Source organism: Pseudarthrobacter sp. BRE9 (assembly GCF_031844305.1).
GTDB lineage: Bacteria > Actinomycetota > Actinomycetes > Actinomycetales > Micrococcaceae > Arthrobacter.
This window is the reverse complement of record NZ_JAUZUY010000001.1, coordinates 827,792-841,380: the sequence shown is the minus strand read 5'-3', so window position 1 is coordinate 841,380 and position 13,589 is coordinate 827,792. Positions and strand designations below refer to the sequence as shown.

The window sequence follows — 13,589 nt, the reverse complement described above, 5'->3', positions numbered from 1 at the left end:
CCAAGTCCGCACCCGGAACAAGAAGGGAGACGACCATGCCTGCCGAACGGCTCGTTATTGTCTTTGACGTCAACGAAACCCTCTCGGACATGGCTCCGCTCGGGGAAGCGTTCGCGCAGATCGGGGCGCCGCGCGGACTGGCCAAACTGTGGTTCGCCACCCTGCTGAGGGACGGGTTCGCCCTCACCGCCAGCGGCGATAACAAGGCCTTCGCCGCCATCGGCGCCGACGCCCTCCGGACGCTGTTGGAAGCCGAAGGCATCTCCCGGGACCTGGACGCCGCCGTCGAACGGATCATGACGGCCATGCAGAACCTTTCGCTCCACCCGGACGTCCCGGACGGTGTGCGTGCCCTGGCCGCAGCCGGGCACCGGCTGATTACCCTGACCAACGGGGCGGCGGCCAACACCCGGAAACTGTTTGCCGCCGGCGGCATCAGGGACAACTTCGAGCTGCTCCTGTCCGTGGACGACGCCCCTGCCTGGAAGCCGGCCCGGGCCGCCTACGAGTATGCGGGAGCATCGGCCGGATCTGAGCCTTCAAACATGCTGCTGGTCGCGGTCCACCCCTGGGATATCCACGGGGCGGCACGCGCCGGGCTCCGGACGGCCTGGCTGAACCGGACCGGCGCCCGCTACCCGTCCTACTTCCAGGCCCCGGACGTCGTCATCACGGCTCTTACCGAACTGCCGCCGGTCCTCGCCGGACAGGGGTTGGCTAAAGGACAGGGCCTGGCTAACGGACGGTAGATCCGGTCCGGGCGGCGCCGGGGTGCAGCAGCCCGGCACGGTGGCGGGTCTCCAGCTGGACCACATCGCGCGTGAAGGAAAACGTGAGCAAGGCAAGTGCCAGGGCCGGGAAGGCGGCGGCCAACGGGATGCCGGGGAGAAGCGCCACCAGCAGCGCGAACGGCTGGAAGGCGCCGATGGCCTTGCGGGAAAAGCTGGGCGGGAGCGTAGCGCGAAGGTGGGGCCGGAAGAACCCGGCCGCCACGAACACGTAGTACATGCCCCCGATCGCGAGGGTCCAGTACCCCGCCACCGCGGCGGCCGCGACGGATAACACCAGCACCAGTGCAGCGTCGGTGGCGGCGTCGAAGCGTGCCCCCGCCGGGGATGCTGTCCCGGTCCGCCGTGCCACAGCGCCGTCCACGCCGTCCAGCAGGAACGCAGCCCAGCCCAGGACCGGCAGGAGGAGGTCCGTCCCGCCCCCGGCGAATAGGTGCGGAACGGCCACCACGGCGCAGAGCGCCACCAGGACGGCCCGCAGCAGGGTGACACGGTCTGCCGGAGTTGAGAACCGCGGGATGCGCCGCAGGACGGAGCCGACGGCAGCCGCAGTCACCAGGGCGCCGGCCCCCAGGCCGGCGAGCTGGGGAACCAGTCCGGAGGCGGACAGAGACGACAACCACAATGCCGGCAGGACGAAGGCGGCAAAGGCCGCCACCGCGTCCGGCACGGCCCGCTCAGCTGCGCTCATCTGCCACCTCCACCCGCATGCTGGCAACGGCTGCGGTGATGGTCACGGCCGGCGGCGTCCGGCCGGGAACCTGGTGCCGGCGTCGGACCTTCCCTTGCGTCCGGTGCGGACCAGGCCCGTGAGCGCCAGCAGCGCCCCGGCTCCCTCAGCAACAGCGCTGAGGGTCTTGGAGAAGAACCAGACGGGGTCGTACATCGCCGGGATCGGTCCGATCGCCGGGATGTCCACGTACCTGTAGAGCACGACGGCGACGAACGCGCTGAGTGCCACCACAAAAGCGAGTGCATAGGCGGGTCGGCTACCGCGCACCAGGACCCAGATCCCGGCCACCACGGCCACGCCCGCCTCGAGGAGGAACAGCGTGCCCTGGCTGACCGTGCCCGGCTGCGCGTCCTGGTGACCGGGAGCCAGGAAGAGATGGACGCCGGCATCGATGAACAGCGCCAGGGCGGTCAGTAATCGTAGTGCCACGCTTATGTATACGCCCGAAGTTCCCTCCCGGTTCACCCCGGCCCCTTATGTCTGCGGGTTTTATGGGGAATATTTAGGGGCATCCGTAATCTTGCGCCTGTAGCGGGCGGCGAAGCCTGCGGCCCTACGAGTAAGGAGAATGACAATGACCCTTCCCAAGGAACTCACGCCGGGAACATGGACCCTGGACATGGCGCACAGCGAGATCGGCTTCAGCGTCCGCCACGCCGGAATCAGCAAGGTGCGCGGCCGCTTTACGCAGGCCAGCGCCGAGGCCCGGGTGGGGCATTCCCTGGAGGAATCCTCGGTGCACGCCACCGTATCCACTGCCAGCTTTGACTCCGGGGATGCCAACCGTGACGCGCACGTGAAGGGTGCGGATTTCTTCGACGTCGAAAAGTATCCGGAGATGACGTTCCGCGGCACCCATGTGGAAGGGGACGGGGAGGAGTACACCCTGACGGGGGACCTGACCATCAAGGGCGTGACCCGGCCCGTGGAGCTCGAGGTTGAATTCACCGGCGTGGCCGTGGATCCCTTTGGCGCCACCAGGGCCGGATTCTCCGCCGAAGCCGAAATCAGCCGCAAGGAATTCGGGCTGACCTGGAACGCGGCCCTGGAAGCCGGCGGCGTGCTGGTCAGCGACAAGGTGAAGATCACCCTCGAGGCGGCGCTGGTCAAGCAGGGCTGACAAGCGGCCGTCAGCTGTTGCTGCCCAGGTGGATAGTGACCATGGTGCCTGGCCCCGGGACTGGCCCGATCTCAAGCCGTCCTCCGCTGGCGGACGCTATCCGGGCAGCCGTGGCCAGGCCCAGGCCTGTGCCGGGCGGATCATCCTCCCGGTGCAGGCGGACCAGGGGATCCAGGACGCGTTTCCGGTCCGCTTCGCCGATGCCTTTGCCGTTGTCGATGACCCGCAGGGTTGCTCCGCCCTCTGCCCGGTGGCCGGTGATGTGAATGACGGGAGGAATTCCCGGCCGGCTGTAGGTAATGGCGTTGTGGATCAGGTTCTGCAGCAGCACCCGCATCTGGACCGCATCAGCCGTGAAGGCCAGGTCACCGCATTCAATTGACGCGCCGTACTCCTCGACGCTGGCCGCCAAATCCTGCACAACGTCCCGGACCAGGTCCCGCAGCGAAACCCGGGTTGGCCGGACGTCCCCGCCGATGGTGGCGTAGGACAGGACCTCGCTCACCATGGACAGCATGCGCTGTCCGGAATTGGCCACCACGTCCAGGTAGTCCGCGATCTGCCGGTCCTCCAGCCCTTCGGCGTCGTCCCGGGCCAGCTCAACGTAGCCGAGGACGGAGGTGAGCGGGTTGCGGAGGTCATGGCTGATCCGCCCAGCGAACTCTGCCAGCAGCGTGTTGCTGCGTTGGGCCTCGGCGAGCGCGTCGGCAAGCTGGCGGGCGCGGTGCTCAAGCTGCAGGGCCTCGACAATTTCAGCAGCCAGGATTTCCAGGCCCTGGAGCTGCCGGTGGCTCAGCTGCCCGGTTTCCCTTGCCCCTGCGCAGAGCGTGCCCAGGACAAAGCCGTCCTCAGCCACCAACGGGATGGACGCGTAAAACCTGACCTCGCCCCGGCGCCCGTCCACATAGGGGTTGCTGCTGTAGCGGGGATCAAGCGAGGCGTCCTCCAGGACGGTGGGGGTCCCGTTGAGGAAGCCCACAGCGCACATCGAATCTTCCCGGGAGCACAGGTATGGTTCCATGCCGGCGGTTGCCACCTGGTACTGCATGTTTTCGGTGATGATGTTGATCGCTGTGACGGGTTGCCCGCACAGCGTCCTGGCCAGTTCCACCAGGTTCTGCAGGCGCTGGGAGGGAATCGGGACGGCGACGTCCAGGCCCGGCCCGGGGGTGGGGAGCCCGGTCCTGGCGAGGACGGCATCCCTGGCCAGCTCTTTGACGGTCACCGCGGGAACCCTGGCGCTGCCGGGAAAGTGGTGCCAGCGGGATTGATGTCCTGGCTCAGAAGGGCGTGCTCACACATCGCACCATCATGGCAGATCCACGCACCCTATCTGGCCATCATCAGCCCGGAAGCAGGCGGACGGCAAGATTCCGGACGGTGAGGCCGCCGCGGGAAGCGGGGACGAGGATGGCCGCTCCCAGGCGGTACCCGCGCTGGCGTGAAGCTACCTCCCGGCGGTGCCGGGTTTCGTACCGGCGAAACGCCGCGGTGGGGTTGCCGGGGGTGGCTGACAACTCCTCCGCCAACGTGGCCGCGCCCACCATGGCCATGCTGGAACCGTCGCCGAACAAGGAGACGCAGGATGCCGCATCGCCCAGCAGGGCCACGCGCCCGCTGGACCAGCCCGGTAGCCGCACCTGGCTGACGGCATCAAAATACAGGTCCCGGGCGTCGCGTACCTGGCCGGGCGGGTCGGGTAACTCCGGCACAGTCCACAGATGCCGGCTGTACGCATTGGCGACGATCCCGCGTTGGGCCTCCGGGTCGCGGTACTCGGCGCCGGGATGCTTTGGTCCGCGGAAGATGAATCCGGCTCCGGCAGTGCCCCGGACGGGGTGAATGGTCAGCGACAAACCCGGCTGGTTGTACATGAGGACCGTGGCGGGGTCGGCCGCCGGCCGTCCGAGGGAGAGGGTGGCAATGTACAGGCCAAGCGGGCGGACAAAGTCTGCCTCCGGGCCAAAGGCCAGCCTGCGGACGGTGGAGTGCAGTCCGTCGGCGCCCACCACCAGGTGGAAGCGCCGCGGCGCTGAGCGTTCGAACGTAACGTCCACGCCGCCGTCGTCCGGCTGCAGCGCGGTGACCGAATCCCCAAACATGAACTCGGTGCCGTCCGAGGCTGCCTCGCAGAGGACCGCCGCGAGGTCGGCCCGCGGCACCTCGACGTCGTCTCCGCGGGGGCGGCCAAGCCGCAGCGGGCCGATCCTGCGCCCGGACGGGGTCACGAACGTCAGCCCCGGCGCCCGGGTGGCGGCTGCCTGCAGGCGGGGCAGGACACCCATGCGGCGCGCGATCCCCGTGGCGTCTCCATGGACGTCGACGGGGTTGCCGCTGGACCGCAAACCGGCGGACCGTTCCACCAGGGTCGGCGCGAAACCATGCCGGGCCAGCCAGAACGCCAGGGTGGGCCCGCCAATGCCTGCCCCGCAAATCAATACCGTCGGCTGTGCCACAGGCCTCAGCGTAGCCCCGCGCCTGCCCTTGGCCTATAGCGGTTTCGGCCGCACCTTCACGTTGCCCAGCGAGCGGATGAGCGCGACAGCGGTGATGGACCCAGCCGCCATAATCGAGGCCAGCACCACCACCTGGAACCGGCCGGCCTCCAGGGGCGAGGCGCCGCCGAAGATTGCCCCCACGAACGCGCCGGGAAGAGTGACCAGGCCGGTGGTTTTGGTCTGGTCCGTGGACGGGATCAGCGCCGAATGCACTGCCTGCCGGGCCTGGATCAGGGTGGCCTGCCGCGGCGTTGCACCCAGCGCGAACCAGCCCTCCACCTGGTCCCACTGCTCCACCACGGCTTCAAAGAAGCGGCGGCCGGCAAGCGTGGCGATGGTCATGGAGTTGCCGATCACGATCCCGCCCACGGCCAGCAGGTAGCGCGGCGCGAACTCGACGGCGCCTGTTCCGAAAACGACGGCGAGGGTCACCAGGATGCCGGCGGCCATCGTCCCCGCCACCACGGCAAAGCGCCGCCAGGACCAGGCGAGCCGCCGCGTGGCCGTCACCGACGCCACGGAGAACATGACCAGCAGGGCCGCCCCCACCCAGAGCGGGTTGCTGATCACGCCGCCCAGCACCAGGCTGATGACCGCGAGCTGTGCCGCCCCGCGGAAGATGGCCAGGGCGGGGGAGAGGTACGACGGCGTCCGCGCGCCCCAGAGGATGCCCACCGTGAGTGCCGCCAGGATGGCAACGGCCATGAGGGTGGGCAGCAGGACGGAAAGGGCGGGCACCAGCCCAGCGTATCGTCCGGCCTTGGCCGGGAGTTGCGGGTTGGGCGCAACAAAAGGGAGCACGTTTGGTAAGGCTAGCCTTAGTGGTTAGGCTTTCTCCGAATTAGGTCACGTTTTGTTTTCCTAATCTGATCACCTGCACCCACTCCCCGAAGGAAGCCAATGTCCATCAACATCCCCAAGCAAGCTGCCCCAGCCCAATCTGCCTCTACCAAACCCACTGGCACAGACCCCGCTTTCCCCTCCTCGGCAGGCCGCGCCCTCGCCGTGTTGCGTATCCTGCTTGGCGCCGTCCTTCTCTGGGCCTTCGCGGATAAAGTGCTTGGGCTCGGGTTCTCTACGCCTGCCGCCAAGAGCTGGGTGGCGGGGGGATCGCCCACGGCCGGCTACCTGGGCAGCCTGAAAGGATCGCTTGCTCCTGCCTTCCAGCTGCTCGCCGGCAACCCGGCCGTGGATATCGCGTTCATGCTCGGCCTCCTCCTCGTCGGAGCGGCCCTCGCGCTGGGAATCGCCCTCCGCGCGGCAGCCGTCGGGGGAACCATCCTCATGCTCCTCATGTGGCTCAGTTCCCTGCCCATCAAGACCAACCCGGTCCTGGACGAGCACGTCATTTACGCCTCGGCCATGATCGCCCTCGCAGCAGTGGGCGCAGGCCGGGTCTGGGGCCTTGGCCGGCAGTGGGCGGGCCTCCTCAAGGCCGCCCCCGCCCCGGTGCGTGCCGCACTCGCGTAAGCATTCCCGCCGCCGGCACGGGCGAGGGCTTCGAGGATGCCCCCGGAACCGTTCAGGCTCCTCCTAGGAGTTGCTGTCCGAAATCGCGGAGCTGACCGCCGTCGGGCTGTCGTACTCCCGGTCCGGGAGTGCCTCGAGGGCCTCCATCACGTTGCTGTCGGCGCCGGAGTCCTTTGCACGTGACAGCAAGTCGTCGCGCTTCGCGGGATAGTCGATGCCGCCCAGGAACTTTTGGATCTGGATGGGGTTGGGGGTGTCTGCCATGGTGCCGGGTTTCCTTTCGGTGTCGGCTCTGCTCTCCGTGGCCCACCACGTTCGGGCCGCGGTGGACCTATCGTAGCCCTGCCGCCCGCCACGGGGAATGCGTCCGCACGGACCAGACCCATGGTGGGCCCAGGCCGGGCCTGGCCCTGCACGCGGCGAGTTGGTCCGGGTGGCTGGAGGGGATAAGACTGTGGGTATGGCACGGGGAACGCTTCGGATCTTCCTGGGGGCGGCGGCAGGGGCCGGCACCACGTACTCCATGCTGCGGGAAGCGCACCGCCTCCTGGCCGATGGCAGGGACGTCGTCGTCGGCATTGCTGAAGGCCACGGCAGGCCGGACACCGGGAAACTCCTTGACGGGCTCGACGCCGTGCCGCCGCGCCTCCTGCCGGACGCCCACGGAGCGGAGGTACCCGAGCTCGACGTTGAGGCCGTCCTGGCCCGGAAGCCGGACGTCGCCGTCGTCGACGAATATGCGCACGTCAACACCCCCGGCAGCAGCAACGAGCGCCGGTGGCAGGACGTCGAGGAGCTTCTGGCCGCCGGAACGGATGTGCTGACCACCCTTGCCGTCCAGCACGTGGCCTCGCTGAAGGACGTTGTTGCCGCGATCACTGACGAGCCAGGGGACGCGTCGGTCCCAGACGCTGTGCTGCGGCGGGCAGACCATATCGAGCTGGTCGACATATCACCGGACCTCCTGCGCCAGAGGGTCGCCGACGGGAAGGTCGTTCCAAAGGGCAGGATCGACGCGGCCCTGGCCGGCGGGTATCGCCTGGGCAACCTCATTGCCCTCCGCGAGATCGCCTTGATCTGGTTGGCCGACCGGGTGGATGAAGGCCTGGCGAGTTACCGCGAAAGCCGGGGCATCACCACTAGCTGGCCGGCGCGCGAGCGGATCGTCGTGGGACTCAGCGGGGGACCGGAAGGGGAAGTGCTCATCCGGCGGGCGTCCCGCATCCTGTCCAGGGCCAAGGGCGGGGACCTGTTGGCCGTCCACGTGCGGCGGGCCGAGGGACGCAGCGCGGCGCCGGGCCGGTTGCTGGACGCCCAGCGGCAGCTCGTCACCGACCTCGGCGGCACCTCCCACACGGTGTCCGGCGAGGATCCGGCAGCATCGCTCCTGGAATTTGCCCGCAGCGTCAACGCCACGCAAATAGTTATCGGCGCCTCGCCCGGACGCCTTTGGAAGCGCATCCTCGGCGCCGGCGCTGGCGCCAAAGTGGTCCGCGGTTCCGGTGATATCGATGTGCACATCGTCTCCCACCAGCAGGGCGGCCTTGGATTGCCGGGCCCGGCGCCCGCCGCGCTCAGCCGCAGGCGCACCGCGGCCGGTTTCGTCCTGGCCGTCCTCCTTCCTGTCCTGGTGACGGCGGTGCTGTCGGCCAGCCCGGACCTGAACCTGGCCACCCATGCGCTCGTCCACCTGACCGGGGTGATGGCGGTGGCGTTCATCGGGGGCCTGTGGCCGGCGGTCCTCGCAGCCGTCATGGACTCGCTGCTGCTCAACTACTTTCAGACGGACCCGGTGGGAACGCTCAACATCAGCGACCCGCAGAATGTCTTCGCGCTGCTGGTCTTCCTGAGCGCGGCGGTGGCCGTGTCACTCGTGGTGGGCCTGTCCGCCAGGCGCGCCCGGGAGGCCGCACGTGCACGCGCGGAAGCCGCCACCCTCGCGGATCTTGCCCGCGACGCCCTGCTCGCCGACGATACGGTCGCGGCGTTCATGGACAAGGTCCGGGAGACTTTCCAGGTCCGGTCGGCCGGGCTCTTCACCAGATCCGGGGACGGGGAAGCAACATGGGCACTCCAAGCCTTTTCGGGTGACTCCCCACCTCCGTCCCCGGATGCCGCAGCCGTGACGGACAGTGTGGAACTCGCCGATACCCGGACCGCCCTGGTCCTCTCCGGGCGGACCCTCACGGCCGGTGACCGGCTCCTCCTGTCCGCCCACGGGGCCCATCTCCTGCTGCTGCGCCAACGCCATGCCCTGCAGCGCACCCTGCAAAGCACCACAAAACTGGCCGAGGGCAACAACGTCCGCACCGCCATCCTGCGGGCCGTCAGCCATGACCTGCGCACCCCGCTGGCGGGGATAAAGCTGGCCGTGACCGCCCTGCGCCGCCAAAGCCGCAGGCTGCCGGAGGAGGTGCAGGCCGAGATGCTGGAGACGATCGAGTCCTACACGGAGCGCCTGGACGCCCTGATCTCCAACCTCCTGGACATGTCCCGGATCTCCAGCGGTTCGGCGGCGCCGCTGACCGCCCCGGTCACCTGGCGCGATGCGATCGAGGACGCCCTGCGCGGCCTCCCGGCGGACCGCATCCGGATTGACCTCGCCCCCAATATTCCCGCCGTGTGCGCCGATCAGGGGATGCTGGAGCGGGTCATCGCCAACATCGTGGAAAACGCACTGAAATACGCGCCGGCGTCCGATGTCGCCATCGTGGGCGTCCCGGGCGGATCGCATGCAGCGGACGACGACGGCATCCGCTTCGGTGAGTTGCACATCGTCGATCACGGGCAGGGTGTGCCCGCTGCCGCCGTCGAGGGCATGTTCCAGCCGTTCCAGCGCCTCGATGACGCGCCCGATGGCCTTGGCATGGGGCTCGGCCTCGCCGTCGCGAAAGGCTTTACCGAGGCCATGGGCGGCCAGCTGCTGGCCGGGCCCACCCCCGGCGGCGGACTGACCATGACTATCCGCCTGCCCCTCCCGGCCGGACCGGCCAGGTCCAACGTCCGCGGGAAAGCAGGCACCAGCACCTCATGAAGACCGTGCTGATTGTCGACGACGAGCCGCAGCTCCTGCGCGCCCTCCAGGTCAATCTGGAAGCGGAAGGCTACCGGGTGCTCACCGCCCTGGACGGGATCTCCGCCCTGCGGCACGCGGAGGGCGGCCACCCGGACGCCGTGGTGCTGGACCTTGGCCTGCCGGACATCAACGGCGTGGACGTGATCACCAGGATCCGCCGCACCAGCAGCATGCCCATCATTGTGCTGTCGGCCCGCCACGGGTCCGTGGACAAGGTCCGGGCCCTGGACGCCGGCGCGGACGACTACGTCACCAAACCGTTTGGCCTGGACGAACTCCTGGCGCGGCTGCGCGTGGCCGGCCGCCGGAGCGGCGCAGCGGAGGTAGCGGAAGAAGGGCCCGCAATTGACGTGGGGGACTTCGAGGTGGACCTGGCAAACCGCAGGGTGACGCGTGCCGGGGACCCGGTCCGGCTCACACCCCGTGAATGGGCCATCCTGGAACTGCTGGCGCGGAACCCCGGCCGGCTGATCACGCAGCAGCAGATGCTCCGGAAGGTCTGGGGTCCCGGCTACGACAACGAGACCCACTACCTCCGTGTCTACATGGGCCAACTCCGCCGCAAGCTGGAGGCAGACCCGGCCCGGCCCCGGCACCTGCTCACGGAAGCTGGCATGGGCTACCGCTTCCAGCCGTGACGTGCCGCGGAAGGCCCGTGCCGCCGTCGTAAATACGGCGTAAAGGATTCATCAAAAAATCCCCTGCCCGCCCGCCAGCCGTTTCCGCCGGTGCTAGCTTCGCAAGGGTCGCGGTGCAACGGGCAGCGCGGAAAGGCAGACATGACCACGTTGAGCAGGCCCCCGGCGGATCCTTCCGCGCCCAACAGGCACGGCAGGAAGGCGCTCCAGGACTGGCTGCTGTTCGGCCTGCAGGACAGCAAGGGAGCCCACCAGGGCCCCGGCGGCGTGCCCACACAGCACGAGAAGAAACATTCGTGGTGGCAGGTCATGTGCCTTACCGGCGTGGACTACTTCTCCACGCTGGGCTACCAGCCGGCCATCGCGGCCCTTGCCGCCGGCGTCATCTCCCCGCTGGCCACCCTGGTGCTGGTGGCGGTGACCCTGCTGGGCGCCTTGCCGGTGTACCGGAGGGTAGCCGGTGAAAGTCCCCGCGGTGAGGGCTCCATTGCCATGCTCGAGCGGCTGCTGCCCCGGTGGGGAGGAAAGCTCCTGGTGCTGGTTCTCCTGGGGTTCGCCGCCACTGACTTCATGATCACCATGACCCTCTCGGCAGCCGACGCCACCGCGCACCTGATCGGCAATCCTGTCGCCCCCGAATGGCTCCAAAACCAGAACGTCCCCGTCACGCTCATCCTGCTCGCCCTGCTGGCGGCCGTGTTCCTGCGGGGGTTCAAGGAAGCGATCGGCGTCGCCGTGGTCCTGGTGGTCCTCTACCTGGGCCTGAATGCAGTGGTGGTGGTTGCCACCCTCGCGCAGGTCGTCACTCACCCCGCGGCCATGGGGGACTGGTGGACCAATTTGTGGGTATCCCACGGAAACCCCCTGATGGCCGTGGCCATCGCGCTGCTCGTGTTCCCCAAACTGGCGCTGGGCCTGTCGGGCTTCGAAACCGGCGTCGCCGTGATGCCGCAGGTCCGGGGAGCGGCCGACGATACGGAAGAAAACCCGAAGGGCCGCATCCAGGGTGCCCGGCGCATGCTCACCACCGCCGCGGTGATCATGAGCGTCTTCCTGCTGACCACCAGCGTCATCACCGTGGTCCTCATTCCGGAACAGGAATTCCAGCCCGGCGGCCAGGCAAACGGCCGAGCCCTGGCGTATCTGGCGCACGAATACCTCGGCGTAGGATTCGGCAGCGTCTATGACATCAGCACCATCGGCATCCTCTGGTTCGCCGGCGCGTCGGCCATGGCCGGCCTGCTGAACCTGGTTCCCCGGTACCTGCCGCGCTACGGCATGGCGCCGGCCTGGGCCAAAGCGGTCCGGCCCCTGGTGCTCGTCTTCACGCTGGTCGGCTTCCTGATTACCTTCATTTTCAACGCCGACGTCGACGCCCAGGGCGGCGCATATGCCACCGGCGTCCTGGTGCTGATGACCTCCGCCGCGGTGGCCGTCACGCTGTCCGCACGCCGGCGCGGGCAGCGGAACCTCACCGTGGGCTTCGGTGCCATCTGCATCGTTTTCGCTTACACCACCGTGGCCAACATCTTCGAACGCCCCGAAGGCATCCGGATCGCCGCTATCTTCATCCTCGGCATCATCGTCATCTCACTGCTGTCCAGGGTCCGCCGTTCCTTTGAGCTGCATGCCACCCGCGTGCATCTGGACCAGCAGGCACTGGAGTTCATGTCCAGCACCCTCGACGGGCCCATCGCCATCATCGCGCACGAGCCCCTGCGGCTGTCCGCCCAGGCATACCGGGACAAACTCGAATCAGCCATCGAGGTCAGCCACCTCCCACTGGCCGGCGATGCCCTGTTCCTCGAAGTCGTCGTGGACGACTCGTCGGACTTCGAAACCGAGCTGTACGTGCGCGGCGTGAACCGCCACGGCTACCACATCCTCGAAGTCCACGGGCCCGTGGTCCCCAACACCATCGCTTCCGTGCTGCTGCACATCAGGGACGTCACCGGGCTGATGCCGCACATCTACTTCCGCTGGACCGAGGGCAACCCCATCACCAACCTCGTCCGGTTCCTGTTCCTGGGCGAGGGCGAAATCGCGCCCGTCACCAGGGAAGTCCTGCGCGAGGCCGTGCCGGACGTTACCCAGCGTCCCTGGGTCCACGTCGGTTGACCGGAGGGTCCGCCGTCGTCCGGTCCTGCAGCGTCGCGCCCTGCACCGTCCCGTCCTTCTGCTCCGCTCCCGCCACGTGGGCAACCGTGGCCGCAACGCGGGCGGCGTCAGCGAGGCTTGACGGAAGGTCCGCGCGGAACGCGGCCTCGGCGTCGTCCTCCCAGACGCCCGCGGCCAGGACCACTACATGCACCATGTCGCCGTAGGAATCGTTGCAGGCGAGGATGTCGCCGGGAACGTTGCGGCCCGCGGAGCCGAGGGACGGCCAGGGCTGGAAGATGACCCACCAGCCCTCGCCGTCCTGGTCGGGGAAGAGGTAACCGCTGGCCGGATGAAGGGCGTGGCCGTTCAGTCCACGGCCGCCGTAGCCCTCAATGGCATCGGCCGCGGCGGCGAACTTGACCCTGCCGCGGTCCTCCGGCGCCTCATCCCATCGCATCTGCACTCCCTGTCCTCGATACACGCTCCTATGCCTCCATCAAAGGGCCGGGTGGGCGCAGCCGGGGACGCGAAGCGGTTTAATTGACGGATTCTTTACACCCGACTTCCTTACACGCTGTCTTCTTTTACTCCTAGCCGCATGGCCGCAGGGTGGAGGCGGCCGCGGCACCATAATGGGACCCATGCACAGTCCCGTCGCCATCCGCCCCATGTGCCGCGAGGACTGGGACGCGGTCCATGCCATCTACGCCGCCGGCATCGCCACAGGGGAGGCAACGTTCGAGAGCGAACCGCCTACATGGGAAAGGTTCGACGGCGGCCGGTTGCCCGGGCACCGGCTGATCGCCGAGGACGCGGGGCGGGTTTTGGGGTGGGCCGCGGTCTCACGCGTTTCGTCCCGTGAGGTGTACCGGGGCGTCGTGGAGCACTCCATCTATGTGGCGCCGGAAACGCACGGACGGGGCGTGGGCCGGCGCCTCCTGAACGCCCTGATCGAGTCCACTGAAGCTGCAGGGATCTGGACCATCCAGTCCAGCATCTTCCCGGAGAACACGGCGAGCCTTGCGCTGCACCAGCGCCTCGGCTTCCGGGTGGTGGGAACCAGGGAACGGATTGCCCGGATCAGCCACGGCCCCAAGGCCGGGCATTGGCAGGACACCCTGCTCCTGGAACGCCGCAGCCAGGTGGCCGGGACCGAATAGCCCGCC

The 13,589-nt window shown here is 68.4% G+C and carries 14 protein-coding genes; 7 read left to right on the top strand and 7 right to left on the bottom strand.

From position 1 onward, the window contains the following. The first annotated feature begins 35 nt into the window (after positions 1 to 35). Complete coding sequence (locus Q9R31_RS03945; protein WP_311261420.1) at positions 36 to 749, top strand: haloacid dehalogenase type II; 714 nt, start codon at positions 36 to 38, stop codon at positions 747 to 749. Here the strand turns inward: Q9R31_RS03945 and Q9R31_RS03940 are convergent. Together Q9R31_RS03940 and Q9R31_RS03935 are read right to left on the bottom strand one after the other, a co-directional pair. After that, positions 736 to 1,479 (bottom strand): CDP-alcohol phosphatidyltransferase family protein, encoded by a 744-nt coding sequence (locus Q9R31_RS03940; RefSeq protein WP_311261419.1) that lies wholly within the window; start codon positions 1,477 to 1,479, stop codon positions 736 to 738. The genes Q9R31_RS03945 and Q9R31_RS03940 overlap by 14 nt on opposite strands. A gap of 42 nt (positions 1,480 to 1,521) precedes the next feature. After that, the gene (locus Q9R31_RS03935) at positions 1,522 to 1,950 is read right to left on the bottom strand and encodes a hypothetical protein (RefSeq protein ID WP_311261418.1); all 429 of its coding nucleotides are present in this window, start codon (positions 1,948 to 1,950) and stop codon (positions 1,522 to 1,524) included. A gap of 145 nt (positions 1,951 to 2,095) precedes the next feature. On the opposite strand from Q9R31_RS03935, the gene Q9R31_RS03930 reads away from it, so the two are divergent. Continuing rightward, a complete protein-coding gene (locus Q9R31_RS03930) occupies positions 2,096 to 2,641 on the top strand; it encodes a YceI family protein (RefSeq protein WP_311261417.1) in 546 nt (181 codons plus the stop codon). Positions 2,642 to 2,651: 10 nt separating this feature from the next. Here the strand turns inward: Q9R31_RS03930 and Q9R31_RS03925 are convergent, their stop codons facing one another. From Q9R31_RS03925 to Q9R31_RS03915, 3 genes are all read right to left on the bottom strand, one after another. Beyond that, the gene (locus Q9R31_RS03925; RefSeq protein ID WP_311261416.1) at positions 2,652 to 3,866 is read right to left on the bottom strand and encodes a GAF domain-containing sensor histidine kinase; all 1,215 of its coding nucleotides are present in this window, start codon (positions 3,864 to 3,866) and stop codon (positions 2,652 to 2,654) included. Positions 3,867 to 3,984: 118 nt separating this feature from the next. Then, entirely contained in the window at positions 3,985 to 5,097 is a 1,113-nt protein-coding gene (locus tag Q9R31_RS03920; RefSeq protein WP_311261415.1) for an FAD-dependent monooxygenase, read from the bottom strand. 33 nt (positions 5,098 to 5,130) lie between these two features. After that, complete coding sequence (locus tag Q9R31_RS03915; protein WP_311261414.1) at positions 5,131 to 5,877, bottom strand: ABC transporter permease; 747 nt, start codon at positions 5,875 to 5,877, stop codon at positions 5,131 to 5,133. Positions 5,878 to 6,039: 162 nt separating this feature from the next. Between Q9R31_RS03915 and Q9R31_RS03910 the strand changes: the two genes are divergently transcribed. Continuing rightward, positions 6,040 to 6,609: a hypothetical protein gene (locus Q9R31_RS03910; RefSeq protein ID WP_311261413.1), complete on the top strand. Its 570-nt coding sequence runs from the start codon at positions 6,040 to 6,042 to the stop codon at positions 6,607 to 6,609. Positions 6,610 to 6,672: 63 nt separating this feature from the next. Here Q9R31_RS03910 and Q9R31_RS03905 read toward each other — a convergent pair whose 3' ends face one another. Then, a complete protein-coding gene (locus Q9R31_RS03905; RefSeq protein WP_311261412.1) occupies positions 6,673 to 6,873 on the bottom strand; it encodes a DUF2795 domain-containing protein in 201 nt (66 codons plus the stop codon). Positions 6,874 to 7,069: 196 nt separating this feature from the next. Here Q9R31_RS03905 and Q9R31_RS03900 point away from each other — a divergent pair, with 196 nt between their 5' ends. The 3 genes from Q9R31_RS03900 to Q9R31_RS03890 all read left to right on the top strand — a co-directional run bounded on the left by Q9R31_RS03900 (position 7,070) and on the right by Q9R31_RS03890 (position 12,441). After that, positions 7,070 to 9,643 carry a DUF4118 domain-containing protein gene (locus Q9R31_RS03900; protein ID WP_311261411.1) on the top strand — a complete coding sequence of 858 codons (2,574 nt, stop codon included), beginning with the start codon at positions 7,070 to 7,072 and terminating at the stop codon, positions 9,641 to 9,643. Continuing rightward, the gene (locus Q9R31_RS03895) at positions 9,640 to 10,323 is read left to right on the top strand and encodes a response regulator (RefSeq protein WP_311261410.1); all 684 of its coding nucleotides are present in this window, start codon (positions 9,640 to 9,642) and stop codon (positions 10,321 to 10,323) included. Before Q9R31_RS03900 ends, Q9R31_RS03895 begins: the two co-directional genes overlap by 4 nt. 141 nt (positions 10,324 to 10,464) lie before the next feature. Continuing rightward, on the top strand, positions 10,465 to 12,441 hold the full coding sequence (locus Q9R31_RS03890) for an amino acid transporter (protein ID WP_311261409.1): 1,977 nt from the start codon (positions 10,465 to 10,467) through the stop codon (positions 12,439 to 12,441). Here Q9R31_RS03890 and Q9R31_RS03885 read toward each other — a convergent pair. Further along, positions 12,410 to 12,880: a hypothetical protein gene (locus Q9R31_RS03885; RefSeq protein ID WP_311261408.1), complete on the bottom strand. Its 471-nt coding sequence runs from the start codon at positions 12,878 to 12,880 to the stop codon at positions 12,410 to 12,412. The two genes, Q9R31_RS03890 and Q9R31_RS03885, sit on opposite strands and share 32 nt — an antisense overlap. 184 nt (positions 12,881 to 13,064) lie before the next feature. On the opposite strand from Q9R31_RS03885, the gene Q9R31_RS03880 reads away from it, so the two are divergent. Next, entirely contained in the window at positions 13,065 to 13,583 is a 519-nt protein-coding gene (locus Q9R31_RS03880; protein ID WP_311261407.1) for an N-acetyltransferase family protein, read from the top strand. Positions 13,584 to 13,589 lie beyond the last annotated feature (6 nt).

Excerpts from the sequence above, each read along its gene's own strand:
- Q9R31_RS03885 (WP_311261408.1), bottom strand. The coding sequence starts at position 12,880 with ATGCGATGGGATGAGGCGCCGGAGGACCGCGGCAGGGTCAAGTTCGCC.
- Q9R31_RS03905 (WP_311261412.1), bottom strand. The coding sequence starts at position 6,873 with ATGGCAGACACCCCCAACCCCATCCAGATCCAAAAGTTCCTGGGCGGC.
- Q9R31_RS03890 (WP_311261409.1), top strand. The coding sequence starts at position 10,465 with ATGACCACGTTGAGCAGGCCCCCGGCGGATCCTTCCGCGCCCAACAGG.
- Q9R31_RS03910 (WP_311261413.1), top strand. The coding sequence starts at position 6,040 with ATGTCCATCAACATCCCCAAGCAAGCTGCCCCAGCCCAATCTGCCTCT.
- Q9R31_RS03880 (WP_311261407.1), top strand. The coding sequence starts at position 13,065 with ATGCACAGTCCCGTCGCCATCCGCCCCATGTGCCGCGAGGACTGGGAC.
- Q9R31_RS03930 (WP_311261417.1), top strand. The coding sequence starts at position 2,096 with ATGACCCTTCCCAAGGAACTCACGCCGGGAACATGGACCCTGGACATG.
- Q9R31_RS03895 (WP_311261410.1), top strand. The coding sequence starts at position 9,640 with ATGAAGACCGTGCTGATTGTCGACGACGAGCCGCAGCTCCTGCGCGCC.
- Q9R31_RS03900 (WP_311261411.1), top strand. The coding sequence starts at position 7,070 with ATGGCACGGGGAACGCTTCGGATCTTCCTGGGGGCGGCGGCAGGGGCC.
- Q9R31_RS03945 (WP_311261420.1), top strand. The coding sequence starts at position 36 with ATGCCTGCCGAACGGCTCGTTATTGTCTTTGACGTCAACGAAACCCTC.
- Q9R31_RS03940 (WP_311261419.1), bottom strand. The coding sequence starts at position 1,479 with ATGAGCGCAGCTGAGCGGGCCGTGCCGGACGCGGTGGCGGCCTTTGCC.